This window comes from Rhodovulum iodosum (genome assembly GCF_041020385.1).
In the GTDB taxonomy this organism is placed as follows: Bacteria; Pseudomonadota; Alphaproteobacteria; order Rhodobacterales; family Rhodobacteraceae; genus Rhodovulum; species Rhodovulum iodosum.
The window spans coordinates 248,593-273,466 of record NZ_JBEHHI010000001.1; the positions used below are offsets into that span (position 1 = coordinate 248,593).

At 65.9% G+C, this 24,874-nt stretch carries 25 protein-coding genes; 16 read left to right on the plus strand and 9 right to left on the minus strand.

Annotated features, from left to right (window positions below; genetic code table 11):
• Nucleotides 1-2 precede the first annotated feature (2 nt).
• Both ribB and Ga0609869_RS01190 read right to left on the minus strand, forming a co-directional pair.
• Entirely contained in the window at nt 3-1,118 is a 1,116-nt protein-coding gene (gene ribB, locus Ga0609869_RS01185) for a 3,4-dihydroxy-2-butanone-4-phosphate synthase (RefSeq protein WP_125404467.1), read from the minus strand.
• Nucleotides 1,119-1,272: 154 nt separating this feature from the next.
• The gene (locus tag Ga0609869_RS01190; protein ID WP_125404328.1) at nt 1,273-1,872 is read right to left on the minus strand and encodes a riboflavin synthase; all 600 of its coding nucleotides are present in this window, start codon (nt 1,870-1,872) and stop codon (nt 1,273-1,275) included.
• Between the two features lie 244 nt (nt 1,873-2,116).
• On the opposite strand from Ga0609869_RS01190, the gene Ga0609869_RS01195 reads away from it, so the two are divergent.
• The 3 genes from Ga0609869_RS01195 to Ga0609869_RS01205 all read left to right on the plus strand — a co-directional run bounded on the left by Ga0609869_RS01195 (nt 2,117) and on the right by Ga0609869_RS01205 (nt 6,614).
• A complete protein-coding gene (locus tag Ga0609869_RS01195) occupies nt 2,117-3,337 on the plus strand; it encodes a capsule polysaccharide biogenesis protein (RefSeq protein ID WP_125404329.1) in 1,221 nt (406 codons plus the stop codon).
• Nucleotides 3,338-3,432: 95 nt separating this feature from the next.
• Nucleotides 3,433-4,557 (plus strand): polysaccharide biosynthesis/export family protein, encoded by a 1,125-nt coding sequence (locus Ga0609869_RS01200; RefSeq protein ID WP_125404330.1) that lies wholly within the window; start codon nt 3,433-3,435, stop codon nt 4,555-4,557.
• Between the two features lie 86 nt (nt 4,558-4,643).
• Nucleotides 4,644-6,614, plus strand: coding sequence for a capsule polysaccharide biogenesis protein (locus Ga0609869_RS01205; RefSeq protein ID WP_125404331.1), 1,971 nt, complete (start codon nt 4,644-4,646; stop codon nt 6,612-6,614).
• 71 nt (nt 6,615-6,685) lie between these two features.
• Here the strand turns inward: Ga0609869_RS01205 and ribD are convergent, their stop codons facing one another.
• The 3 genes from ribD to Ga0609869_RS01220 all read right to left on the minus strand — a co-directional run bounded on the left by ribD (nt 6,686) and on the right by Ga0609869_RS01220 (nt 8,764).
• On the minus strand, nt 6,686-7,792 hold the full coding sequence (gene ribD / locus Ga0609869_RS01210) for a bifunctional diaminohydroxyphosphoribosylaminopyrimidine deaminase/5-amino-6-(5-phosphoribosylamino)uracil reductase RibD (RefSeq protein ID WP_245972200.1): 1,107 nt from the start codon (nt 7,790-7,792) through the stop codon (nt 6,686-6,688).
• A complete protein-coding gene (gene nrdR / locus Ga0609869_RS01215; protein ID WP_125404332.1) occupies nt 7,789-8,256 on the minus strand; it encodes a transcriptional regulator NrdR in 468 nt (155 codons plus the stop codon). The genes ribD and nrdR overlap by 4 nt, the downstream gene beginning before the upstream one ends.
• Nucleotides 8,257-8,353: 97 nt before the next feature.
• On the minus strand, nt 8,354-8,764 hold the full coding sequence (locus tag Ga0609869_RS01220) for a secondary thiamine-phosphate synthase enzyme YjbQ (RefSeq protein ID WP_125404333.1): 411 nt from the start codon (nt 8,762-8,764) through the stop codon (nt 8,354-8,356).
• A 79-nt stretch (nt 8,765-8,843) separates the two neighbouring features.
• Here Ga0609869_RS01220 and yghX point away from each other — a divergent pair, with 79 nt between their 5' ends.
• Nucleotides 8,844-9,731 (plus strand): YghX family hydrolase, encoded by an 888-nt coding sequence (yghX, locus tag Ga0609869_RS01225; RefSeq protein WP_125404334.1) that lies wholly within the window; start codon nt 8,844-8,846, stop codon nt 9,729-9,731.
• A 315-nt stretch (nt 9,732-10,046) separates the two neighbouring features.
• On the opposite strand, the gene ubiV is transcribed toward yghX, so the two are convergent.
• The 4 genes from ubiV to Ga0609869_RS01245 all read right to left on the minus strand — a co-directional run bounded on the left by ubiV (nt 10,047) and on the right by Ga0609869_RS01245 (nt 13,067).
• A complete protein-coding gene (gene ubiV / locus Ga0609869_RS01230) occupies nt 10,047-10,967 on the minus strand; it encodes a ubiquinone anaerobic biosynthesis protein UbiV (RefSeq protein ID WP_245972201.1) in 921 nt (306 codons plus the stop codon).
• Nucleotides 10,968-10,972: 5 nt separating this feature from the next.
• Nucleotides 10,973-11,971 carry a ubiquinone anaerobic biosynthesis protein UbiU gene (gene ubiU / locus Ga0609869_RS01235; protein WP_125404336.1) on the minus strand — a complete coding sequence of 333 codons (999 nt, stop codon included), beginning with the start codon at nt 11,969-11,971 and terminating at the stop codon, nt 10,973-10,975.
• Nucleotides 11,968-12,507, minus strand: coding sequence for a ubiquinone anaerobic biosynthesis accessory factor UbiT (gene ubiT / locus Ga0609869_RS01240; RefSeq protein WP_125404337.1), 540 nt, complete (start codon nt 12,505-12,507; stop codon nt 11,968-11,970). Before ubiT ends, ubiU begins: the two co-directional genes overlap by 4 nt.
• Nucleotides 12,508-12,620: 113 nt before the next feature.
• Complete coding sequence (locus Ga0609869_RS01245) at nt 12,621-13,067, minus strand: hypothetical protein (protein WP_125404338.1); 447 nt, start codon at nt 13,065-13,067, stop codon at nt 12,621-12,623.
• A gap of 629 nt (nt 13,068-13,696) precedes the next feature.
• On the opposite strand from Ga0609869_RS01245, the gene Ga0609869_RS01250 reads away from it, so the two are divergent.
• The 12 genes from Ga0609869_RS01250 (at nt 13,697) to Ga0609869_RS01305 (ending at nt 24,858) form a co-directional block, all read left to right on the plus strand.
• Nucleotides 13,697-14,509, plus strand: coding sequence for a hypothetical protein (locus tag Ga0609869_RS01250; protein ID WP_125404339.1), 813 nt, complete (start codon nt 13,697-13,699; stop codon nt 14,507-14,509).
• A 265-nt stretch (nt 14,510-14,774) separates the two neighbouring features.
• Nucleotides 14,775-16,118, plus strand: coding sequence for a selenium-binding family protein (locus Ga0609869_RS01255; RefSeq protein ID WP_125404340.1), 1,344 nt, complete (start codon nt 14,775-14,777; stop codon nt 16,116-16,118).
• On the plus strand, nt 16,115-16,480 hold the full coding sequence (locus tag Ga0609869_RS01260) for a 2Fe-2S iron-sulfur cluster-binding protein (RefSeq protein WP_125404341.1): 366 nt from the start codon (nt 16,115-16,117) through the stop codon (nt 16,478-16,480). Before Ga0609869_RS01255 ends, Ga0609869_RS01260 begins: the two co-directional genes overlap by 4 nt.
• Before the next feature lie 3 nt (nt 16,481-16,483).
• Nucleotides 16,484-16,948: a CoA-binding protein gene (locus tag Ga0609869_RS01265; RefSeq protein ID WP_125404342.1), complete on the plus strand. Its 465-nt coding sequence runs from the start codon at nt 16,484-16,486 to the stop codon at nt 16,946-16,948.
• 263 nt (nt 16,949-17,211) lie between these two features.
• On the plus strand, nt 17,212-18,945 hold the full coding sequence (locus tag Ga0609869_RS01270) for an ABC transporter substrate-binding protein (RefSeq protein ID WP_125404343.1): 1,734 nt from the start codon (nt 17,212-17,214) through the stop codon (nt 18,943-18,945).
• Nucleotides 18,946-19,060: 115 nt separating this feature from the next.
• Nucleotides 19,061-20,125, plus strand: coding sequence for an ABC transporter ATP-binding protein (locus tag Ga0609869_RS01275; protein ID WP_125404344.1), 1,065 nt, complete (start codon nt 19,061-19,063; stop codon nt 20,123-20,125).
• Entirely contained in the window at nt 20,125-21,198 is a 1,074-nt protein-coding gene (locus Ga0609869_RS01280; protein ID WP_125404345.1) for an ABC transporter ATP-binding protein, read from the plus strand. Before Ga0609869_RS01275 ends, Ga0609869_RS01280 begins: the two co-directional genes overlap by 1 nt.
• Nucleotides 21,195-22,058, plus strand: a complete 864-nt coding sequence (locus Ga0609869_RS01285; protein ID WP_125404346.1) for a carbohydrate ABC transporter permease — start codon at nt 21,195-21,197, stop codon at nt 22,056-22,058. The genes Ga0609869_RS01280 and Ga0609869_RS01285 overlap by 4 nt, the downstream gene beginning before the upstream one ends.
• Nucleotides 22,055-22,852 (plus strand): carbohydrate ABC transporter permease, encoded by a 798-nt coding sequence (locus Ga0609869_RS01290; RefSeq protein ID WP_125404347.1) that lies wholly within the window; start codon nt 22,055-22,057, stop codon nt 22,850-22,852. The genes Ga0609869_RS01285 and Ga0609869_RS01290 overlap by 4 nt, the downstream gene beginning before the upstream one ends.
• Nucleotides 22,852-23,253 carry a DUF2160 domain-containing protein gene (locus tag Ga0609869_RS01295; protein ID WP_125404348.1) on the plus strand — a complete coding sequence of 134 codons (402 nt, stop codon included), beginning with the start codon at nt 22,852-22,854 and terminating at the stop codon, nt 23,251-23,253. The genes Ga0609869_RS01290 and Ga0609869_RS01295 overlap by 1 nt, the downstream gene beginning before the upstream one ends.
• An 80-nt stretch (nt 23,254-23,333) precedes the next feature.
• On the plus strand, nt 23,334-23,726 hold the full coding sequence (locus Ga0609869_RS01300; protein WP_125404349.1) for a BlaI/MecI/CopY family transcriptional regulator: 393 nt from the start codon (nt 23,334-23,336) through the stop codon (nt 23,724-23,726).
• Complete coding sequence (locus tag Ga0609869_RS01305) at nt 23,713-24,858, plus strand: M56 family metallopeptidase (RefSeq protein ID WP_125404350.1); 1,146 nt, start codon at nt 23,713-23,715, stop codon at nt 24,856-24,858. The genes Ga0609869_RS01300 and Ga0609869_RS01305 overlap by 14 nt, the downstream gene beginning before the upstream one ends.
• Nucleotides 24,859-24,874: the final 16 nt, after the last annotated feature.

The window sequence follows — 24,874 nt, forward strand, 5'->3', positions numbered from 1 at the left end:
GATCAGCCCTTTCCGTCGATCTTGCAGGTGCCCTCAATGCTCAGCCCGTAGGCCTCAAGCCCGATCACCTTGGGCAAGGGGGAGTTGGTGAGCAGGACAAGCCGGTGCAAGCCCAGCACCGCCAGAATCTGCGCGCCAAGCCCGTATTGGCGCAGCGTCTGGGGCGAGACGGCACCGTCGGAGGTCAGCTTCATCGTCGTGTCGCGCAACAGCACGACGACGCCGCGGCCCTCCTCGGCGATGATCTCCATCGCGCGGCCGATCTCGCCCGCCGGGTGCGGCCCGAGGCCGAGAACGTCCTGCAACGGGTCGAGCGCGTGCATCCGCACCAGCACCGGCTCGGGCGTGGTAATGTCGCCCTTGGTCAGCACCACATGCTCGGCGCCCTGGGTCTCGTCGGTAAAGATGCGCATCATCCAGTCGCCGCCATAGGCCGAGGTCACGGCGCGCACGGCGCTTTCGTTGACCAGGTTGTCGTGGCGCCGGCGATAGCCGATCAGATCGGAGATCGTGCCGATCTTCAGCCCGTGGCGCTGGGCAAAGGCCACCAGGTCGGGCAGCCGCGCCATGGTGCCGTCCTCGTTCATGATCTCGCAGATCACGCCCGAGGGGTTGAGGCCTGCCAGCCGCGCCACGTCGACCGCCGCCTCGGTATGGCCCGCACGGACCAGTACGCCGCCGTCGCGGGCGCGCAGCGGAAAGATGTGGCCCGGCGTGGCGATGTCGGTCGCGCCCTTGCTGGCATCGATTGCCACCGCGACGGTGCGCGCCCGGTCATGGGCGGAAATGCCCGTGGTCACACCCTCGCGCGCCTCGATCGAGATGGTAAATGCCGTCTCGTGGCGCGACGAGTTCTGCGAGGCCATCAGCGGCAGGCCCAGCGCATCGACCCGCTCTCCGGTCAGCGACAGGCAGATCAGCCCGCGCCCATGCATCGCCATGAAGTTGATCGCCTCGGGCGTGGCCATCTGTGCCGGGATCACAAGATCGCCCTCGTTCTCGCGGTCCTCGTGGTCGACGAGGATGAACATCCGCCCGTTGCGCGCATCCTCGAGGATGTCCTCGATCGAGGACATCGCGTCGCGCCAGGTTTCGGGATCGGGGCTGTCGGGGGTCATGCTGTGCCTTTGCGCGTCGTCGTCGTCGCGAGGCAGATAGACCATAAGCCCGACGGTTGCCAGAGCCCGATACGGCGCGGGATGCCGCGGTGCCGGAGCGGGAATGCCGGGCATCAGCGCATCGATATGGCAGACTGCGCGGTGAAGGGGCGGCTCAGCCAGCCTCGGCCAGCCGCGCCACATAGCGCGCCAGCGTGTCGATTTCGAGGTTCACCCTGTCGCCGGTCTTGGCCAGGCCCCAGGTGGTCGACTCCTTGGTGTGAGGAATGAAATTCACCCCGAACACGGCGCCCTGCACCTCGTTGACCGTCAGTGACGTGCCGTTCAGCGCGACCGAGCCCTTGGGCGCGATGAATTTCGCCAGCGCCTCGGGCGCGCGGAACTGGATGCGGGTGCTGTCGCCCTCGTCTTCCATTCCCACGATCTCGGCCAGGCCGTCCACATGGCCCGACACGATATGCCCGCCCAGCTCGTCGCCCACCTTCAGCGCGCGTTCCAAGTTGATCCGCGCCCCCGGCGCCCAGCTGCCCAGGTTGGTCTTGGACAGCGTCTCGCCCGACATCGACACCTGGAACCATGCACCCTGATCGTCGGTGCCGCGGTCGATCACCGTCAGGCACACGCCGTCACAGGCGATGGAGGCGCCGATATCGATGCGGTCGGGCGGGTAGGCGGTGGCAATGGTGGCAACCGTGTCGCCGCGCTGCTCCAGCCCGCGGATTGTGCCGATGTCGGTGATGATGCCGGTGAACATGGGGCAGCCTCCTTTTGGTGTTCCGTCTAGCCCCTGCCCCGGCGACCGGCAAGCCGCCCCAGCCCGCCAACCCGCCGCAGCGGTGTGAAAATGCCGCGAATTTTTCACATCACAACCGTGCCGTGCTGATACACACTGGCCGGCACACCCTTACGGAGGACCCGCCCTGCCCCGTCCGCACGCCCCGCGCCGGTTCTTGTTCCTGCAAGGCCCCCACGGCCCCTTCTTCGGCCGGCTCGCACGCATGCTGGGCCGCGCTGGCGCCGAGGCCTGGCGCGTGGGTTTCAACCTCGGCGACCAGGTGCTTTGGGGCGACCGCCGGCGCTACATCCCCTTTACCGGCACCGTCCAGGACTGGCCCGCGACCTGCGCGGAGATCATGGATGCGCGCGCCATCACCGACCTTGTGCTTTACGGCGACACGCGGCCCGTCCACGCCGCGGCCATTGCCATCGCCCGCGCGCGCGGCCTGAGGGTCCATGTCTTCGAAGAGGGTTACCTGCGCCCCTACTGGGTCACCTATGAACGCGACGGCGCGAACGGCCATTCCCGCCTGATGGAACTGAGCGTGGACGAGATGCGCGCCGCGCTCTACGCCCCCGGCGGGCCCGCCATCGCCGCCCCGGCCCATTGGGGCGATATGCGCGCGCACATGTTCTACGGCGCGCTCTATCACGGGTTGGTCATGCTGCCGACCCGGCGCTACCGCCGGTTCCGGCCTCACCGCGGCGTCAGCATCGGGCGCGAGTTCCGGCTTCACCTCAGGCGGCTGCTGCTGATGCCGGCCCACGCGGTCGGGCGCCTGGCCGCCACGGCCCGCATCACCCGCAGCGGATTTCCCTATCATCTGGTGCTGTTGCAGCTCGAACACGATGCCAGCTTTCGCTGCCACAGCCCGTTTTCCTCGATGGCTGATTTCCTCGCGCTGTGCATGGAGGGGTTTGCCGCCGGTGCGCCGCCGCATCACCATCTGGTCCTCAAGGCCCACCCCCTGGAAGACGGGCGCAGCCCGGTCCGGGCCGAGGTCGCGCGGCTGGCCCGCGCGCACGGTTTGGCGGACCGGGTGCATTTCGTGCGCGGCGGCAAGCTCGCCACGCTTCTCGACCAGGCGACCAGCGCAGTGACGGTCAATTCCACGGCCGGCCAACAGGTGCTGTGGCGCGGCCTGCCGCTCAGGGCGTTCGGACGCGCGGTCTACAGCAAGCCCGAATTCGTCTCCGACCAGCCGCTTGACGCCTTTTTCGCCGCGCCCCGCCGCCCCGACCGGGCCGCCTATGCCGATTTCCGGCGCTTCCTGCTGGAAAGCTCGCAGATCCCGGGCGGGTTCTACTCCACCGACGGGCGGCGGCAGGCAATGCGCCGGGTCGTCGACCTGATGCTGGCCGAGGCCGGACCCTATGCCGCGCTCGACGCACCGGGCGCGGCGCACCGGCAACAGTTATACGCGGTCGAATGCGGCGCGTGATTCGCCGCGCTGGCCAGCAGGCAGTTTTTTGGTTACCATCCGCGTAAAAATACAGGCAGGCAGAATAAAAATCTCGAGGAGCTCGAGCAGTGAACATGATGGCATCCCGTGGGGCGAGGGCCGTGGCCCTTCTGGCCCTGGTTTCGATGGTTGCGGCCTGCGGATTGCCGCGGTCCGGCCCCAACAAGCGCGAAATCTTCGAAGGGTCGGTGCAAAAGCAGGGCGACGCCTTCGTGGTATCGGTCAACGACCGCGTGACCCGCGCCACCGCCGTCACGCCGGTGCTGGGTTTCACGACCGCCTTTCGCAATGCCGGGCTGCTGGGCTCTGACACGATCCGGCCGGGCGACACGCTGGGCCTGACGATCTACGAAAACGTCGATGACGGGCTTCTGACCACCGAGGGCACCAATGGAAGCGTGCTTGACGAGGTGCAGGTCGACGGTGCGGGTTTCATCTTCATTCCCTATGCCGGGCGTATCCGCGCCGCGGGAAACACCCCCGAGCGGCTGCGCCAGATCATAACCGAAAAGCTCGACGCGCAGACGCCCGACCCGCAGGTCGTGGTGCGCCGGCTGGCCGGCGACGGCGCCACCGTGTCGGTGGTGGGCGGCGTGGGCGGGCAAGGCGTCTACCCGATCGAACGGCCGACGCGCACGCTGTCGGGGATGCTGGCCGCGGCCGGCGGCGTCTCGATCCCCCCGGAAGTGGCCCAGATCACCGTGGTCCGCGGCCCTCACCGCGGCCATATCTGGTTTCAGGACCTCTACGACAGCCCCGAGATGGACATCGCGCTGAGGGGCGGCGACCGTATCCTGGTGGAACAGGATACCCGCGCCTTCACCGCGCTGGGCGCCACCGGCGCGCAAAGCCGCGTCCCGTTCGAGACCCAGACATTGTCGGCTATCGAGGCGATCGCCCAGGTGGGCGGCCTGAACTCGAACCTCGCCGACCCGACCGGCGTTTTCGTGTTCCGCAACGAACCGGGCGAGATCGCCAATGTGGTGCTCGGCCGGTCCGACCTGGTTGGCGCGCAGCGCATGGTCTACGTGCTCGATCTGACCGAGACCAACGGCATGTTCATGGCGCGCGACTTTGCCATCCGCGACGATGACACGGTTTACGTTACCGAAGCGCCCTACGTGCAGTGGCAGAAAAGCCTCCGGGTGCTCACCGGCACCGCCGCCTCGGCGAGTTCCGTCAGCAACCTCGCGAATTAAGCGGCGCGGTGGACCGGCCCGCCCCCCCAAGTCACCTGACCGCCGGGGCGCCCGCGTCCCGGCGTCTCTTCTTTTATAACGGGGGCATGTTGGCCCAGCCGCGGCTGCGGCGGATCCTGGCCCTGGCCGGCTACCGCCTGCGGCTGGGCCTGCCCGGTCCCGACGACTGGGTGGCCGTCTGGGGCGCCACGCCGGTCGCCGCCCGCGGCCGCGCAGTGGCGGCGCGACGCGGCGCCGGGTTGCTCTGTGTCGAGGATGCGTTCCTGCGCTCGGTCCGGCCGGGGCGGCGCGGCGGCGGGGCGCCGCTGGGCCTGATGCTCGACACCGGCGGCGTGCATTTCGACCCGGCCCGCCCCTCGGCCCTGGAAACGCTGCTGGCCGAGCATCCGCTCGACGACACGGCCCTATTGAACCGCGCTCGTGACGCCATCGTCCGGATGCGGCGCGGCCATCTGAGCAAATATACCGGGTTCGACCCAGACCTGCCGGCGCCGGCGCCCGGCTACGTGCTGGTGATCGACCAGACGGCGGGCGACGCGGCGGTGCGCGCCAGCGGCGCCAACCGGGCGACCTTCCGCGAGATGCTGGCCGTCGCGCAGATCGAGAACCCCGGCGCGCCGATCATCGTGAAGGCCCATCCCGAAACCGCCGCGGGCGCGCGGGCGGGGTATTACCAACGCGGCGACACCGACCCCAGGGTCACGCACCTGAGCGACCCGGTCTCGCCCTGGGCGCTGCTGGAGGGCGCCGTCGCGGTCTACACGGTGTCGTCGCAGATGGGGTTCGAGGCGATCCTCGCAGGCCATCGTCCCCGCGTCTTCGGCCAGCCGTTCTATTCTGGCTGGGGGCTGACCCAGGACGAGGCGCCGGTACCCCGCCGCACGCGCCGACTGACACGCGCCCAGCTCTTCGCCGCGGCGATGATCCTGGCGCCGACATGGTACGACCCCTATCGGGACCGGCTCTGCACGCTGGAAGACGCGCTGGCCACGCTGGAGGCCGAAACCCGCGCCTGGCGCGACGACCGGCGAGGCTGGGTCGCGGCCGGGATGCGGCTTTGGAAACGGCCCACCATACAACGGGTGTTCGGCCAGGAGCGCCCGGTGCGCTTTGCCCCCGACCTGGCCACCGCCGAGGCCCGCGCCCAAGCCGAGGGCCGCCGCGCGATGGTCTGGGCCGGCAAGGGCGGCGGGGCGCGCCCGGACACGGTGCGCGTCGAGGACGGCATATTGCGCTCGGCCGGCCTCGGCGCGGCGCTGGTGCCGCCGCTGTCGCTGGTCTGCGACGATCTGGGCATCTACTACGACCCGACCCGCGAAAGCCGGCTGGAACGGCTGGTGGCCGAGGCATGCAGCCTGCCCGAGACCGAGCGCCGCCGGGCCGAGCGACTGATCGCGACCGTGATCCGGGCCGGGCTCAGCAAATACACCCCCGCTTCGGCGCCGCTGCCCGAACTGCCCGAGGGCCGGCGCATCCTGGTGCCCGGCCAGGTCGAGGACGATGCCTCGATCCGGCTGGGCTGCGGGGCGGAGCGGACCAACCGCGCCCTGCTGGAGCGGTGCCGGGCCGAGAACCCCGACGCGGTGCTGCTTTACAAGCCGCACCCGGATGTCGAGGCCGGGCTGCGCCCCGGCGCGCTGACCGAGGCCGAGGCGCGGACCCATGCCGACACGGTGCTTGCCGGGGCCGATCCCGCGGCGCTGCTGGCGCGGGTCGATGCGGTCTGGACGCTGACCTCGACGCTGGGCTTCGAGGCGCTGCTGCGGGGCGTGCCGGTCACCTGCCTTGGCACGCCGTTCTACGCGGGCTGGGGGCTGACGGCCGATCTGGGGCCGGTGCCCGCCCGCCGCGCCGCCCGGCCCGACATCCTGGCGCTGGCCCATGCGGTGCTGATCGCCTATCCGCGCTACCGCGATCCGGTCACGGGCCGCCCCTGCCCGGCCGAAGTGGTGGCAGACCGCCTGGCGGCCGGAGAGGTGCCCGGCCCCGGGCCGGGCAACCGGGTCTTGTCGAAGCTGCAGGGGCTGCTGGCGAGCCGTGCGCATCTGTGGCGGTGACGCGGCCGGCCCTCGCGGGCCGGTGCCTCCGGCGGGGATATTTTCGGCCAGAAGAAGTTGGCAACGCGCGCTTATGGTCCGGCGCGCTCCCAGCGGTGCAGCACGTCACCGCCCGCATCGCGCGTCTCGATCAGGCGAAAGCGCGGCGCCTCGGACAGCGCGTCGATTCCCATCGCGCCGAGGCTGGGGCGGCCCTCGGCCCCCAGTGCCAGACCGGCGGTGAAGCCCACCAGCTCGTCCACCAAACCGGCGTTCAGCAGCGAGGCGGCAAATGCCCCGCCGCCCTCGCAGAAGACGCGCGTCAGCCCGGCCGCCCCGAGCGCGGCGAGGATCGCGCGGGGATCGAGCTGGCGATCGGGGCCGGGCCTGACCTCGATCAGCCGAGCGCCCGCCGCGGCCCAGGCCTCGCGCCGGCCGGTGGCGGCGTCGGGGCCGTGGCAGAGCCAGAGCGGCGGCGCGGCGGCGCTTTGCGCGAGCTGTCCGCCCAGCGGCAGATCCAGCCGGCGCGAACAGACCACGCGCAGCGGCTGGCGCGCCACGCCCAGCCCGCGCACGGTCAGCATCGGGTCGTCGGCTCGGGCGGTGCCGCCCCCCACCATCACCGCGTCATGGCGCGCGCGCAGCGCATGGACCATGCGCCGGGCCTCGGGGCCGGTGATCCACTGGCTGTCGCCGGTGGCGGTGGCGATGCGCCCGTCGAAGGAGGAGGCGAGCTTGAGCGTCAGCGCCGGGCGCCCCTCGGTGCGGGCCAGCAAGAACCCCCGGTGCGCGCGCGCGGCCTCGGCCGCCAGAACGCCGGTGGTCACCGCCACCCCGGCCGCGCGCAGCATCGCGTGGCCGCGCCCGGCCACGCGGGCGTCGGGGTCTTCCAGCGCGGTCACGACGCGGGCCACGCCGGCCGCGATCAGCGCCTCGGCGCAGGGCGGCGTGGCGCCGTGATGGGCGCAGGGTTCGAGGCTGACATAGGCGGTGGCGCCGCGCGCCGCCGCCCCCGCGCGGGCCAGCGCCTGCGGCTCGGCATGAGGTCGGCCGCCCGGCGCCGTCCAGCCGCGCCCCACGACACGGCCCGCGTTGACGATGACGCAGCCGACGGCGGGGTTCGGCCAGACCGCGCCCTGACCGCGCGCGCCCAGGCCCAGCGCAAGCGCCATGAAGCGCGCGTCACCGGCCCCGCTCACTCCTCCGGCGGGCCCTGCGGGCGCAGCTCGCTGACGAACTTGTCGAAATCGCCGGCTTCCTGGAAATTCTTGTAGACGCTGGCGAAGCGCACATAGGCCACGGTGTCGATCCGCGCCAGCGCCTCCATCACGATCTCGCCGATCACCTTGGAGGGGATGTCGGTCTCGCCCATGCTTTCCAGCCGCCGGACGATGCCGGAAATCATCTGGTCGATCCGCTCGGGATCGACGGGGCGTTTCTGCAGCGCGATGCGGATCGAGCGTTCCAGCTTGTCGCGGTCGAAATCCTCGCGCCGGCCGTTCGACTTGATCACCACGAGGTCGCGCAGTTGCACACGCTCATAGGTGGTAAAGCGGCCGCCGCAGGCCGGGCAAAAGCGCCGCCGCCGGATCGCGACATGGTCCTCGGCGGGCCGCGAATCCTTTACCTGCGTGTCGACATTTCCGCAAAAGGGGCAGCGCATGACCTCTCCCTCGGTGGGCTGGGGCTGTTTTCCACAGGCACTATAGGGGAGCCGCCAGAATTTGGGTAGAGGCGAAATGGCCCGCTATATCTTGCGGTCAGGCCAGGTGCGCGGCGACCTCGCGCCGGTGCGGCGCGGTGCGGTGTTCGTAGAGGTAAAGCCCCTGCCATGTACCCAGAACGGGCCGCCCGCCCGCCACGGGAATCGACAGCGACACCGGCAACAGCGCGGCCTTGATATGGGCCGGCATGTCGTCGGGGCCCTCGGCCGTGTGGCGCAGCCAGGCCATCGACGGGTCGCTTGCCGGCGGCACCAGCCGGGCGAGCCAGGCGTCGAGGTCGCGCTTGACGTCGGGGTCGGCGTTTTCCTGGATCAGCAAAGAGCAGGAGGTGTGGCGCACGAAGAGCGTGAGCAGCCCGTCGCCCTGCCCCGCCGTCCAGGCCAGCACGTCACGGGTGAACTCGTAGAGGCCGGGGCCCGAGGTGGCGATGGTGAAACAGGTCTGCATCGGTATTTTCCTTGGCTCAGGCCACGCTATTTTACCGAGCAAGCGCGGGCAATGCGCCCGTGCGGCCAGGGAGGGCGCCATGACACGACTGACCGCAAAGGATTTCGACCAAGAGCTTCTGGAACTTTACGACTATTACGCGCACGGACGCATCACCAAGCGCGAGTTTCTCGACCGCGCGGCGAAATACGCCGTGGGCGGGCTGACCGCCGCGGCGCTTCTGAACATGATGAAACCCGATTACGCGCTGGCCCAGCAGGTGTCGTTCAACGACCCCGAGATCGTGCCGGAATACATCACCTACCCCTCGCCCGAGGGCCATGGCGAGGTGCGCGGCTATCTGGTGAAGCCCGCCAATGCCGAGGGCCCGCTGCCCGCCGTGCTGGTGGTGCACGAGAACCGCGGCCTCAACCCCTATATCGAGGACGTGGCGCGGCGGGTCGCAAAGGCCGGCTACATGGCGCTGGCGCCCGACGGTCTGACCAGCGTGGGTGGCTACCCCGGCAACGACGACGAGGGCCGCGCGCTGCAAAAATCGGTCGACCCGGTCAAGCTGATGAACGATTTCTTCGCCGGGTTCGAGCATCTCAAGGCGCGCGACGACAGCACCGGCAGGGTCGGCTGCGTCGGCTTTTGCTATGGTGGCGGGGTCTGCAACGCGCTGGCCGTGGCCTATCCCGAACTCGGCGCCTCGGTGCCGTTCTACGGGCGCCAGGCCAGCGCCGAAGACGTGCCGCGCATCGAGGCGCCGCTGCTGTTGCACTATGCCGAGCTGGACGAACGGATCAATGCCGGCTGGCCCGCCTACGAAGCGGCGCTGCAAGAGCACGGCAAGACCTACACCGCGCATATCTACCCGGGCGTGAACCACGGGTTTCACAACGATTCGACCCCGCGCTACGATGAAGAGGCCGCCAATCTCGCCTGGGACCGGACGATCGCGTTCTTCGGAGAGCATTTGCGCTGAAGGCTGCGCGGGGGGTCTACGCGGGCGCTGGCCCCAGCCGCCCGCTGTCAGGCCCGCGCCGCCACGCTATCGAGCGGCGCGTCCGCGGGAAACGCTGGGTACGTTGTATGTCGGCCGAAGCCCCGGCGACCTTGGCGCCGCTTGACGGCACGACGCTGCCGCCCGCCATGGCCTCCGGCCCGGCCGCGGGCCAAAAAAGGCGCCGGCCCGGTTTCCGGTCCGCCTATGGTCGATGTCCTCACCGGCAACAAAGCGGACCGGCATCATTCGGGCAACGGCCCTCTTCAGGCACGGCCTTGCCGTTGCGCGGCGCGCTCAGGCCGACATCGCCTCGGTGCCGTCGACCCAGTTATCGCCCGCCTTGCCGCGGTAGAACCCGTTGATGAACGGCGCGTCGATACCGAGGTCGCGCAGCCGCGCCTCGCCCTCGGCCACTTCCATCCGGCCCTTCAGCACGTCGTCGAAGATGCGCGTGACCGCGACCATGTCGCAGGTATGGGGCATGACGCGGAAATGGGTGACGCCCAGCGCAGCCATGTCGGCCATGTCGGCCAGCAGGTCGAGATAGCCGTAGGTCAGCGTCTGGATGCCGTTGATCGTCAGGAAGGGCCGATCGTCCATCGTTCTCAGCGTCATCCCGTCGGTGTCGTTCTCGCAGACGAACTGGCAGTTGTCCTTGGTGCGCTCATGCGCCCTTGCGTGATAGCAGCGCGCCGACAGCGCCAGCGACGCGCGGCCGAACACCTGCGCCTCCAGCCCCACGCCCAGCTCTTTCGCCCGTTCGCCCAGCACGGCGATGACGTTGCGCGGCAGTTCGGGCAACAGCGCGAAATGGGTCGCGCCCTGGCGGGCGAGATAGGCCATCGTCTCTTCGTTGTAGACGTTCAGCAGCGCGCCGACCCGGTGCGGCTTGCCCTTGAGGTAAAGCAGAGCGGCGGTATTGTTCAGTTCCAGGTCGCGCCCCTCTTGCTGGGACCAGTCGCGCAGCAGGTTGCGCTCGCGCTTGATGACCACCTCCGACAGCGAGCAGAACACGACCTTCTTGCCGGCGCGCTCCAGCCGTTCGGCGACGGCCTCCATGTCGTCTTCGAAGAACGGCGTCCGCTTCGAGCAGATCACCTCGCCCAGATAGACGGTGGATACGGGGCTTTCGTCGGCGATGCGATAGTAGAAGTCGCGTTTTTTCTCGGCCGACCAGTGAAAGAGATTGGGACCCAGGGTCAGTTCAACACTCATCCCGCTTACCTCCATTTCTTGGTTTTCAGCGCGCCTTCGGTCTGTTTCTGGCCCTCGGTAAGGGCCACCAGATCGGCGAGCTTGGGCTCTTGCCCGGCCATGATCGCGTCGACCGCCTCGCGAAAGGCGCCCACGACCTTTTTGACATAGGCGCGCGAGCGTTGGCGACCCTCGATCTTGAAGGCATGCACGCCGGCATTGATCAGCTCGGGCAGCATGGTCGAGGCGTTCAGGCTGATCGGCTCTTCAAAGGCGTAATAGCCGTCCTCGCGCGGGTCGGCCCGGTAGCGGCCCTTGCAGATCGTGGGATAGCCGGCCGTTTCGTTCGGGCCGAACCGGTCGATCATGTAGCCGCCCAGCTTGGTGGACATGCTGCCATCATCGGCGCGTTCGTATTTCACGCAGGCCGCCGGCGAACAGGCGCCATCCATGTTGGTCGACTGCCCCGTGACATAGTTGGTCAGCGAGCAGCGCCCCTCGACCATCAGCCCGTGGTTGCCGAAGATGAAGGTCTCGACCTCGCAGGGGATCTCCTCGACCAGGCCCTTGATCTCGCCCACGGTCATGATCCGCGGCAGCACCACGCGCTTTACCCCGAACTCGCGCACGTAATACTCGATCGCCTCGGGCGACGAGGCCGCGGCCTGCACCGACAGGTGAATGCGCATGTCGGGATGCTTGCGCTGGATGTATTCGGCCACCGCGATATCGGCCACGATGCAGGCATCGGCGCCCAGCCGCGCGGCGGTATCTGCGGCCTGCCGCCAAAGATCGAACTTGCCCGCGGGCGGGAAGGTGTTGAGCGTGATCAAGACCTTGGTGCCGCCGTCATGGGCGTATTGGATGGATTTCTCAAGCTCGGCATCGGTGAAGTTCAACCCGACGAAATTGCGCGCGTTGGTTTCGTTCTGAAACCCGCAATAGACGGCATCGGCACCTGCATCGACGGCGCTGCGCAGCGCGGCGGGGGTGCCGGCCGGACAGATCAGTTCGGGTTTGATCATGACTGGGCCTCTTTTCGTTTGGTGGCGTTCTCGGCGGCGCGGCGCAGCGCGTTGAGCGCCGCGCGCCCCGGCGGGCCGAACATGTCGGCCACGCTTTCGGCGATCGGTTCGTCGACATCGTCGAGCGCGTTTCGAAGGCAGACCACCGCCTCGGTATCGCCGGTGACGATCAGGTCGCGCGAGAAAAACAGCGCGTCGCCGTCCTGCTCGGCATCCATCAGCGTGAGCAGGTCGAGAAAGCTGCCCGAGATCCGCGCCACATGCGGCGGCGGCGTCGTGCAGCGGTTGATCGCCCGGAAATCCAGCGCGTCCGGGTCGGGGCGCAGATACAGCATGAACGGCATGTTCGTCGGGTCGATCAGAAAGTGCTCGTGCCGGTGCGGGCCCAGACGGGCGAACATGTCGGGATTCTCGGCGGCGATCTTGCGGACGATCCGGTTCAGGACCGGTTGCAGCAGAAACAGCGGAAGCGGCGGCGTGAAAGGCAGCGCACCGACGCCGCGCGAGGGACGCGGGGGGGTGATGTGGGATGTCATGACAGGTGGATACCCAACTCTGTGTCAAGCTGGCTTGACATACGTCAAAATCGGACCGGCTGTCGGCGGCACGAATTGTCACAGGTCTGGCAGGAAAGGCCGATTTTCGCCACTCAGGGCGCGTCGGCCTCGAAATTGAGCGGCATGATCTGCCGGCAGCGCAGCCGGGCATGGGCCGTGCGCAGGTTGTAGCCGGGCTCGGTCAGGCTGAACCCGTACCGCCCCGCCGGCCGCTCGTAGCCGGCCAGCGTTGGCGAGGGCGCGACGGTATAGAGAACCCCCTCCCCCGCCCGACCGCGCGGCGCGGCGAGATACACCCGGTCGCCCGGGCCGAGGCCCAGCTCGTCCTGCGCGTATTCGCCGGCGGCGCACCAGAACTCTCCCGGCCCGTAGCCGGGCAGGCCGAAGACGCGGAATTGGCCGGGCGTGTCGGCATCGGGCACCACGCGGGCACCGTAATACGTGGTCACGGCCCGCGGCGGCCCGTCATGGGCAGGGGCGCAGGCCGCAAGGATCGGCAGAGCGGCGGCAAGCAGGAAACGGGCAGGGCTGCGGGTCATGTCGATGGTTTACCGCATTGCGCGACGCATGCAAACGGCCCGTCGCTTGCGGCCGGCCTTGCCTGTCATAGGGCGCAGGCGTGGCGCCCGCCCTACGCTTGCATGTTCCCAAGACCGCTCATTCGGGTGCTGGCACATGTCTGCATGCGCGCTTGCGCCGGGACAACGGCACTGACCCTTGTGCCGGACCGAGACCACGCCGCCCGGCGGGGGCGGCGCGGTTGGTCGTGCAGGTTGACCCGATGGTAAAGCCGCGGCCCTGGTCTACGTGGTTTGAAACGGACGCGGGACCGCGAGGCGAATCTCTGCAGGTTTCGCATTTGCGGAAACCGGAGCGTCGCCCGCTCTTTCCAGACGTCCTCGGCCTGCCGCAGGAGCCGCGGGACACAAACATCCATCATCACGGCCGACGATCTCGGGCCGGTCCTGAAATGGCGAAACGGGTTGCAGACGCCGCTTTTCCGAACGCTACCCGCCGCCCTGCCTGGCCGCGGCCCGAGTTCTTTTGACAGGTCCCAACAGACGGATCACAGTGGGCGCGGCAACAGTTCACTTTCTTTTTGGGACGTTTCGTGCCTTTTTTGGGGACTGTCGCTTGCCATTTATGGACTGCCGGTATTGAATCCCACATGATGAATCAGAGCCTTTCCAGACTTGGCCGTCCGCCCGTCTTCGCCGACAACGAGCTTGCCCAAAAGGCGCTTGCGCTGCGTAGTGAGGGCAAGTCCGTCCGTGCCATAGCCAACGCAATCGGTGTTTCGAAATCGAGCGTGGCACGGTTTCTTTCCTCGGTGCCCGGTGCCGAGGACGCGACCCCCAATGAATTGCCCCTGAACCGTGCGGTCGAGAACCTGGTTGCGGCCCATGGTTTCGAGGCCGTATCCTCGGCTTTGGTGACACTGGCGCCTGCGCAGAGCGGCCCGTCCCAGGAGCCCCCGAAACCTGAAGAACGCCTTAAACCGGAAGAACCCGCTGAAACGGAGGCCTGGACCCGCTTCGGGCTGGCCATGCCCGGCAAGATTTCTCTGGTAGACATACAAAGGGCGTTCTTGCTGGGCCTTGGCCACGACCTGACGAAAGACGGCCCCCTCATCGACGCGGCAGGATTCGATGGAGACCCGAATTGCTGGTGCGAGAGGCCAGAGCGCACGTCGCTCGGCGCGTTCATCGACAAAGTCGAAGCGCACCTTATTGGCCTGCTGAACAGTGATCAAAGTGCGGGCCGCGGGTATACCACCTTCGACCGCAGGTCGGTTTCAAACGCGTTCGCACGCGCCGGCGTGTTTTCCGCCAGTTGGCTGTCGCAACAGCCCAAGGCCGGGATCAGCGCCTTGCTGAGCATCGCCCAACTGCGGGATGCGGGCGTCAGCGACGCCACGATTGACACGATCTGGCCGAACGAGGCCCCGAAAACGACCCCTCGCCTCGATCGTAAGCAGTAAGGCGGGCCCGTCACTTGGGGTGCTGGCAGGCGCGTTCGACAGCATTTGGAGAAGTCCGGTGACGCGGCTGTCGGGCCGGCCGGGCCAACCTCCGACGCCGGGAAAGCGGTTCGGACTTCTCGTCGCCGAACGTCATGCCGCTCCCCTGCCCCGTTCGACGACATCAACTTGATTCCGCCCGTATCTTAGTCAGGCCCAAATAAGGTACGATGCCCCGGGGACATCGCTGTTCGCAGCGATGCCCTGCCGGCAGGGAGGACAACGGATGGAATGTTGCGGACCCGGGTATGCGTCGCCGTCCGAGGCGATGAAAGCCCCGCGAGAAAAGCTGCTCTATACAATTGCGATCTACACCGGGACCGGCATCCAGAAGCCGGATTACCTTTGTACCATCGACGCCGACCCGGAGAGCGAGACCTATTCACAGGTGATTCACCGGCTGGAGATGCCCGGGATCGGGGACGAGTTGCACCACATGGGCTGGAATGCCTGCTCGTCCTGTCACGACGATGCCTCGATGAGCCGGCGCTACCTGATCGTGCCGGGCGTGCGCTCGTCGAACCTGCATATCGTCGATACCATCGACCCGCGAGCGCCGGTCCTGCACAAGGTCGTCGAGGGGACCGAGATCAAGGCCAAGACGAACCTCAGCGCGCCGCACACGGTGCATTGCCTGGGCAGCGAGATCATCATCTCGATGCTTGGTGACGCCAAGGGCGAGGCGCCGGGCGGCTACCTTCATCTGGACAAGAACTTCGACATCATGGGTCGGTGGGAAACCACGATGGGCGATATCCCGTTCGGCTATGACTTCTGGTATCAGCCGCGCCACAACGTGATGGCCTCGTCCGAATGGGCCGCGCCGAACACGTTCATGCCGGGCTTCGACCTCGAAGAGGTCGGCCACCTGAAATACGGGCGCCGCATCCACCTGTGGGACTTCGAAAAGAAAGAGCCCAAGCAGACCTTTTACCTGGGCGAGGACGGCCTGATCCCGCTGGAAGTGCGATTTCATCACGACCCGGACTCGACCCACGGCTTTTGCGGGGCGGCACTATCGGCCAACATCATCCACTGGTGGAAGGACGGCGACGACTGGAAATGGGAAAAGATCGTCGACGTCGAGAACGAGCCGCACCCGGAATGGCCGATACCGGTGCCCGGGGTCATCTCGGTCATCCTGCTCAGCATGGACGACCGGTTTCTCTATTTCTGCAACTGGCTGCACGGCGACATCCGGCAATACAACATCGAAGACCCGCACAACCCGGTTCTGACCGGACAGGTCTGGATGGGCGGGCTGCTTGGCCGGGCGCCGCAGGTCAACGGCGTCAAGGTGACCGGCGGGCCGCAGATGATCCAACTCAGCCTCGACGGGAAACGTCTTTACGTCACAACAAGCCTTTTCAGCACCTGGGACAACCAGTTCTACCCGGAAATCCGCACCAATGGCGGCTGCATGCTGATGGTCAACTGCGATACCGAGACGGGCGGGATGGAGATCGATCCCGATTTCGTCGTCGACTTCGGCAAAGAGCCGAATGGCCCGTCACGCTGCCACGAAACCCGCTATCCGGGCGGCGACTGCACAAGCGATATCTGGGTATGACGACACGCACGGTCACCCTGGCCAATCGCGGCGGCGCGACCCATAGCGTCGATGCGAGACGCCCCCTGCTCGACAGCCTGCGCGAGCAGGGCGTGGACCTGCCCTACGGCTGCAAATACGGCGGCTGCATCACCTGCGCGGCCAAATTGACCTCGGGCGAGGTCGATCAGCGCCGTCAGGTCGCGCTGAACAACCGGCAGATCGACCGGGGATATGTGATCCTCTGCGTGGCGCGGCCCTTGACGGATATCACGCTCGAAATCGGGGTAGAAAGCCACGACCGGCTTTACCGCAACCCGTTCCTCGACCCGCTTGAGCCACATGAGCTGAAGCCTGACATTGCCACACCAAGGGAGTCATGAGACATGCCCGAGGCCCATATCGATCGCATCTACGACTATCCGCCGGATTACCTCGCCGACATTCTCAAAAACACCAGGACGATCGCGATGGTCGGGGCGAGCGCGGACAAGACCAAGTTCAGCTATGGCGTTCTGCGTGTTCTGCATGAAACCGGCTACGAAATCCTGCCCGTCAACCCGAACCCCGAAGTCCGGGAAATCCGCGGCCTCAAGGTCTATCGGTCCCTGAAAGACATCGAGCGCCCCGTCGACATGGTCGAGGTCTTCCGCCCAAAGGAAGAGCTCTACGGCATCGCCGAAGAGGCCATCGAAATAGGGGCCAAGGTGCTCTGGGGGCAGATCGGCGTTTACGACGACAAGGCCGCCGAACTCGCCGAGAAGGCCGGGTTGAAGGTCGTCATGAACCGCTGCCCCAAGATCGAGCTTTTCCGGCCCTTCTGGAAACCCAGGCTCGACCTGACGATCTGACACGCCTGCCCCTGCAACCCCGTCGCCCGTGCCCCGCCAGAGGGTGGGCCGGCGGCGCGGGCGAAGGCGAGCAGCCACCGGGACGGCCAATGCTGCGGGCTGGCGGAACCAGAGCCGCGCCTGTGTGATTGGCGAACTCGATTGCCGGCCAGCACGGTCATGAACGAACTACTAACAAATTAGTTGACAGATGGTCGCAGCAAGGCATACCCCTTTGGAAGCTGGCGATGATCAGCTCAAATATATCTTTGGGAGGAGATAAGATGCGGAAGTATCTGCTCTCCGCGACTGCGGCCATGGCCGTCATCGCGGGGTCTGGGAGCGCTTTTGCCGATGCAGCGGCGGCCCAGAAATGGATTGACCAGGAATTCCAGCCATCGACGCTTACGAAAGAAGAGCAGATGGCCGAGATGGAGTGGTTCATCGAGGCCGCCGAACCGTTCGCGGGCATGGAAATCAACGTGCTGTCCGAGGGCATCCCGACGCACGGCTACGAGTCCGAGGTGCTGACCGAGGCGTTCGAGGAAATCACCGGCATCAAGGTCAACCACCAGATCCTCGGCGAAGGCCAGGTCGTTCAGGCCGTCCAGACGCAAATGCAGACGAACCGGAACCTCTATGACGGCTACGTCAACGACAGCGACCTGATCGGCACCCATTCCCGCCTGCAGCAGGCCTATAACCTGACCGAGCAGATGGCCGGCGAGTGGTCAGAGACGACTTCGCCCACGCTCGATCTCGACGATTTCATGGGGCTTCAGTTCACCACGGGCCCCGACGGCAACCTCTACCAGTTGCCCGACCAGCAGTTCGCCAACCTCTACTGGTTCCGCAAGGACTGGTTCGACGATCCCGAGCTGAAGGCACAGTTCGAAGAGAAATACGGCTACGAGCTTGGCGTTCCGGTCAATTGGTCGGCCTACGAGGACATCGCCGAGTTCTTCTCGAACGACGTGCAGGAAATCGACGGCGTCCGGATCTACGGCCACATGGATTACGGCAAGCGCGCGCCCGACCTCGGCTGGCGAATGACGGATGCCTGGCTTTCGATGGCCGGTGCCGGATCCCCGGGCGAGCCCAACGGCGTTCCGATCGACGAATGGGGCATCCGGATGGAGGCCGGTTCGTGCAACCCGGTCGGGGCCTCGGTCTCGCGCGGTGGCGCCGCCAACGGCCCCGCGGCGGTCTATGCGATCCGCAAGTGGGACGAGTGGCTGAGAAACTACGCCCCTCCGGGCGCGGCGTCTTACGACTTTTACCAGTCGCTGCCCGCTCTGGCACAGGGCAACGTGGCGCAGCAGATCTTCTGGTACACGGCTTTCACCGCGGACATGGTGAAACCGCAGTCGGAAGGCAACAACACGGTCGATGAAGATGGCAACCCGCTCTGGCGGATGGCCCCCTCGCCCCACGGCCCGTACTGGGAAGAAGGCCAGAAAGTCGGCTACCAGGACGTCGGGTCGTGGACCTTCCTCAAGTCCACACCGTCCGACAGGGCGCAGGCCGCGTGGCTTTACGCGCAGTTCGTCACGTCCAAGACGGTCGACGTGAAGAAATCCCACGTGGGTCTGACCTTCATCCGCGACAGCTCGGTCAACCACGAGAGCTTCACCGAGCGCGCGCCGAAGCTTGGCGGTCTCGTCGAGTTCTACCGCTCGCCCGACCGCGTGGCGTGGTCGCCCACGGGCATCAACGTGCCGGACTATCCGAAGCTGGCCCAGATCTGGTGGCAGCAGATCGGTGACGTGAACTCGGGCGCCTTCACGCCGCAGGAAGCGATGGACCGTCTCGCCCAAGAGATGGACATCACCATGGCCCGCATGCAGGCCGCCGACGAGGCGCAGAACGTCTACGGCGGCTGCGGCCCGCGCCTGAACGAGGAAAAGGACCCCTCGGAATGGCTGGGCAAGGGTGGCGCGAAAGCGAAGCTCGAGAACGAGAAGCCGCAGGGCGAGACCGTCAACTACGACGACCTGGTCGCGCGCTGGAACCAGTAGGCGAACACCCGGCCCCGGCATCTGCCCGGGGCCGGGCTTCGAACGACCGTAGGCCGGGCCCACGCCCGGCAGCATCGGGGATGCCGGGCGTGGGCCCGGGCTGCGGGGTAACGGCATGACGCTCGAATTGAGAGACGCCAGCAAGGTGGTGCGCGGCATCACATACATCAAGCCCACGTCGCTGGTGATGGAGACGGGGCATTTCAATGTCCTTCTTGGCCAGACAGGTGCCGGAAAGACTTCCCTTATCAAGCTGATGGCCGGTCTCGACCCGCTGGCCTCCGGTCAGATCCTGATGGAAGGCCAGGACGTCTCGAAGCTGTCGACGCAGAGGCGGAACATCAGCCTGGTCCACCAGTTCTTCGTGAACTACCCGCACATGAGCGTCTTCGATAACATCGCCTCCCCGCTTAGGGTCGCAGGCATGGCGAAGTCCGAGATCGAAGACCGTGTGCAGGAGGCCGCCGATATCCTGCAACTCGGCCCGATGCTTAAACGGCGCCCGCAGGAGCTTTCGGGCGGGCAGCAGCAGCGCTGTGCCCTGGCCCGCGCAATCGCCAAGGAAAGCCGCGCGGTCTTTCTCGACGAACCGCTCGCCAACCTCGATTACAAACTGCGCGAGGAACTGCGCGAGCAACTGCCCGAGCTTTTTGCCGGGCGCGGGGCGGTGGTCGTCTATGCCACCTCCGAACCGGAAGAAGCGCTTCTCCTCGGCGGCTACACTGCGCTGATGGATGGCGGCGTCGTCACGCAATTCGGGCGCACGGCCGAGATCTACCGAAAACCTGCCACGCTGACCGCGGCGCGCGTCTTCTCCGACCCGCCCATCAATGCCGCCGGGATCGTCAAGACAGGCTCCGAGGCACGGCTTCGGACCGGCGTCACATGGACGATGCAGGGGGCGGCGGCATCCCTGCCCGACGGCGAATATACGATCGCTATACGGCCGCATCACGTGGTGCCGATACAATCCGATCCGGGCGACGTGGCATTGAACGGCATCGTGCAGGTGACGGAGCTTTCGGGCTCTGAATCCAGCGCGCATTTCCAGATGGGCGATGAGAGTTGGGTCTCGCTCTCGCATGGCGTTCACCCCTATCGGGTGGGCGAAGATCATCGCTTTTACATGGACGCAAGCCAGGCGTTCTATTTCACACCCGACGGGAGGCTCGTCGCCTGATGGCCAAGATCACCCTCTCGAACCTTCGCCATTCGTACCTGCCGGCCCCGGCCGGCCCGTCGGACTACGCGCTGAAAGAGATCGATCTCGACTGGCAGGATGGGGGGGCCTATGCGCTGCTCGGCCCGTCGGGCTGCGGCAAGTCGACCTTGCTCAACATCATTTCCGGGCTGCTCACCCCGTCCGAGGGCCGGATCCTGTTCGATGGCCAGGACGTGACCGACCTGCCACCCGCCCAGCGCAACATCGCCCAGGTGTTCCAGTTCCCAGTGATCTACGACACGATGACGGTGCGCGAGAACCTTGAGTTTCCCTTGCGCAATCGCAGGGTGGAAAGCGCCAAGATCGCCCAGCGCGTGGCCGAGATCGCGACCATGCTGGAAGTGGAAGATATGCTGGACACCCGCGCCGCGCATCTTTCGCCCGACAACAAGCAGAAAATCTCGATGGGCAGGGGCCTTGTCCGCGATGACGTGAACGTCGTGATGTTCGACGAGCCGCTGACCGTGATCGACCCGCACCTGAAATGGAAGCTTCGTTCGAAACTGAAAGAGCTCCACCAGAGGGTGAAGGCGACGATGATCTACGTCACTCACGACCAGACCGAGGCGCTGACCTTCGCCGATCAGGTGGTTGTCATGCAGGACGGTGAAATCGTGCAGATCGGAACGCCGGTCGAACTCTTCGATCGCCCGCAGCACACCTTCGTCGGCCATTTCATCGGCTCGCCGGGAATGAACATTCTGCCCGCGACGGTGACAGACGGCCGTGTCACTTTCGAGGGTCAGCCGGTCGCCGTCGAAGGTGCCGTAAAGGGCGAAGGCGGCCGGACCGAACTGGGCGTGCGCCCCGAATTCGTGTCGCTGTCCGAAACCGGCCTGCCCGCGCGGGTCAGCAAGGTCTCGGACGTGGGCCGGCACGCGGTGATCGAAGCGATGGTGGGCGACACGCCGGTCAAGGCGGTCATCGGGCATGCGGAAGTGGAACAGGGCGCCCAGGTGCACCTGGCCTTCCGGCCCGACCAGACCCGGCTTTACCGCGACGGCTGGATCACGACGGAGGCCATGCAATGAGAACCGAAAACCAACGCGCCTGGTTCTTCGTCCTGCCGGTCCTGTTGCTGGTCGCCTTCAACGCGCTTGTCCCGATCATCACGGTGGTCAACTACTCGGTGCAGGAAACCTTCGGCAACAACGTCTTCTTCTGGCAGGGGCTGGACTGGTTCGAGCAAATCCTGCGGTCGGACCGGTTTCATGCCGCGCTTGGCCGGCAGTTCCTGTTCACGTTCCTGATCCTCATCATCGAGGTTCCGCTGGGCATTGTCGTAGCCCTGTCGATGCCGCGAAAAGGCTTTTGGGTGCCCATCTGCCTTGTCACAATGGCGCTGCCGATGCTGATCCCCTGGAACGTGGTCGGCTCGATGTGGAACATCTTCACCCTGCCGAATATCGGGCTTCTCGGCTATTTCATGAACGATGTCCTCGGCATCAACTACGACATGACGCAGCAGCCGTTTTCCGCATGGGTGACGATCGTCGTCATGGATGTCTGGCACTGGACCTCGCTGGTCGTCCTGCTCAGCTATGCCGGCCTGGTCTCGATCCCGGATGCCTATTACCAGGCCGCCAAGATCGACGGCGCCAGCCCCTGGAAGGTCTTCCGCTACATCCAGCTACCCAAGATGAAGACGGTCCTGACCATCGCCGTGCTCTTGCGGTTCATGGACAGCTTCAACATCTACACCGAACCCTTCGTGTTGACCGGCGGCGGCCCGGGCAACTCGACGACACTGTTGTCCATCGACCTCGTGAAGATCGCCCTAGGCCAGTTCGACCTTGGCCCGGCGGCGGCCATGAGCCTGATCTACTTCGCAATCACGCTTCTGGTCTCGTGGCTGTTCTACACACTGATGACGAAGGATGACGCGAAATGAGAAAACGATCCCTCGTTCCGATCCTCTACATCGCCTTCCTGATGTTGCCGATCTATTGGCTGGTGGCGATGAGCTTCAAGACCACGGGCGAGATACTGTCGGGCTTCAGCCTGTTCCCCCAGACCTTCACGCTGGAGAACTACCGCGTCATCTTCACCGACCCGACATGGTACTGGGGCTATATCAACTCGATCATCTACGTCTCGCTCAACATGGTCATCTCGGTCAGCGTCGCCCTGCCCGCGGCCTATGCCTTTTCGCGCTACCGGTTCCTTGGCGACAAGCAGCTCTTTTTCTGGCTGCTGACCAACCGGATGGCCCCCGCGGCGGTCTTTGCGCTGCCGTTCTTTCAGCTTTATTCCTCGATCGGGCTTTTCGACACGCATCTTGCCGTCGCCCTGGCGCATTGCCTGTTCAACATCCCCCTCGCGGTCTGGATCCTCGAAGGGTTCATGGGCGGGGTGCCGAAGGAACTGGACGAGACGGCCTATGTCGATGGCTATTCCTTCCCGCGCTTCTTCGTCACCATCTTCCTGCCGACGATCAAGGCAGGCGTCGGTGTGGCGGCCTTCTTCTGCTTCATGTTCTCGTGGGTGGAGCTTTTGCTGGCCCAGACGCTGACCGCGGTTGAAGCCAAGCCGATCGCGGCGACGATGACGCGCACGGCGTCTTCGGCCGGCTACGAGTTGGGGCTGCTTGCGGCGGCAGGCACATTGACGATCATTCCGGGGGCCATCGTGATCTATTTCGTCCGCAACTACATCGCCAAGGGTTTTGCCCTGGGGAGGGTGTGATGCGGCCGCTGATCCTGATCTTCGCGCTGCTGCATACGAATGCGGCGCTTGCACAGGGCTGGGGCAACGTCGCCAAACAACAAGAGGACAAGGGTTTTTCGTGGACGGACCCGCTTTGGCCGTCCTTCTGGATGGCATGGACGCCCGCGACCTTCGCGCTTTTCTGCGGTCTCTTCGGTGCCATCGCGGTGATCGGCATCCTCGAAGGCGTCCGATACCGCGACGGGCTGGAACGCAAGGGCATCCTTGGCCTGACCACGACACTGGGCGACCGCCTTTTCATCTCTCTGCTTGGAACCGCCTATATTTTCCTCGCCTGGCTCGGCCTCGTGGGCCAGCCGCTCTGGTGGCCGCTGGCGATCGCTGTCGCCTGGGGCATCTTCGTGTTCAGGAAAGTCTGAGAGTCCGCTTTGGAAAACGAAACACATGCGCTTTACTCGACACCTGTACCGAGTGAGCGATTGCCCGGGATGGGACAGCAATGAAGAAGAAGAAACGCGAGCTGCTGACCGAAGTCGAACTGGAGTTCATGAACGAGCTTTGGGCTTTGGGGGAGGGGACCGTGCGGGACGTACTGGCGCGACTGCCGGAAGACCGGAACCTGGCCTACACGTCGGGCGCGACGATCCTGCGCATCCTCGAACAGAAAGAGTTCGTCACCAGCCGCAAATCCGGCAAGAGACACATCTACAAGCCCACGTTGGCAAAAGACGCGTATCAATACCGCTCACTGAAAGACCTGTCGGCCAAGCTCTTCGACGACACGCCCGCCTCGCTTGTGGCGACGCTGATGAACGACGAGGACCTGACCGAGGAAGCATTGGGGCAGATCCGGGCACTCGTGGATCGGAGGTTGAAAAATGATACCGGGTGATGCACTTCTCGATGCTTTCATCGACGCCAATATCCTCGTTTGCGTGGCCTATGCGCTTTGGCTCGTCACGCGTATCCTGCTGGGCCGTTTGGGTCTGAAACACGCCTACGGAACTCAGCTGAGACTGCTCAACAGCGTTTTCCTGACCGTCGCCTTCGCGCCGTTCGTCGTGCTGCTCTACACGACTCTGCAGCGCTCCGGCATCGCGGGCGGGGTGCAGCTGAACCTGTCGGACATGATCGTCTCGCATTATCTGAACGGCGGGATCGGCATGAAGGCCACCGAGTTCGAGAACCTGATCCTGATGCGCGACACGTTCACGCTGAACGTTCTCAGCGGCGCCGGCTGGGTCGCCTGGGCGGCGATCGCCGCTTTCCTTGCAGGCACCGTGATCGGGGGTCTCCGGCTGGTCTGTTCGATGTTCTGCCTGCACCGGATCGTTGCGGACAGCTATGCCTGGCGGTCTTTCGGACGGGTGCGCATCCGCCTTTCCGACCGAACGCTGGTTCCGTTTTCGACACGCGGCCTGCGGACCTATTACGTGGTCCTGCCCTCGCACATGCTGGGCCGGAGCGATGAGATGAGGGTCTCGCTGGCCCACGAATTCCAGCACCTCCGGCAAGGCGACCTGGAATGGGAAATCCTGCTCGAGGCGCTCAAGCCGCTCTTCTTTCTCAATCCCGCCTACCACGCCTGGAAAAGGCAGGTGGAGAACCTGCGTGAATTGAACTGCGACAGCGAGGTTCTGACGCGCGGTCGGATCGGCATAAGAACCTATTGCGAGACGTTGCTGTCGGTGTGCCAAAAGACCTTGCGGCGCGACCGGGCCTTCGTGATTGCAGTGCCGAAGGTCACACTTGTCACGGCGGACCGCTCGGTGATCGGCCTCGGCAAGCAAAGCTTTCTCGAACGCCGCATCAACTCGCTCCTGGACAGGCAGAGGCTGGCGCAGCCCAGGCTGGTGTTCGCGGCCGCCGTGCTGCCGCTGATCGCGGCGATCCTGCTGACGGCGGTGGCAATTCAGCGACCGGGAGACTGGAGCCAAGACCGTCTCATGCTCTCCACCGTGGTCAATCTGGAGAGGCTGGACGAAATCAACAGGCTGTCGACCTTCGGGCGCGTCAGAGACTGAGCCGGTGTGACCTCCC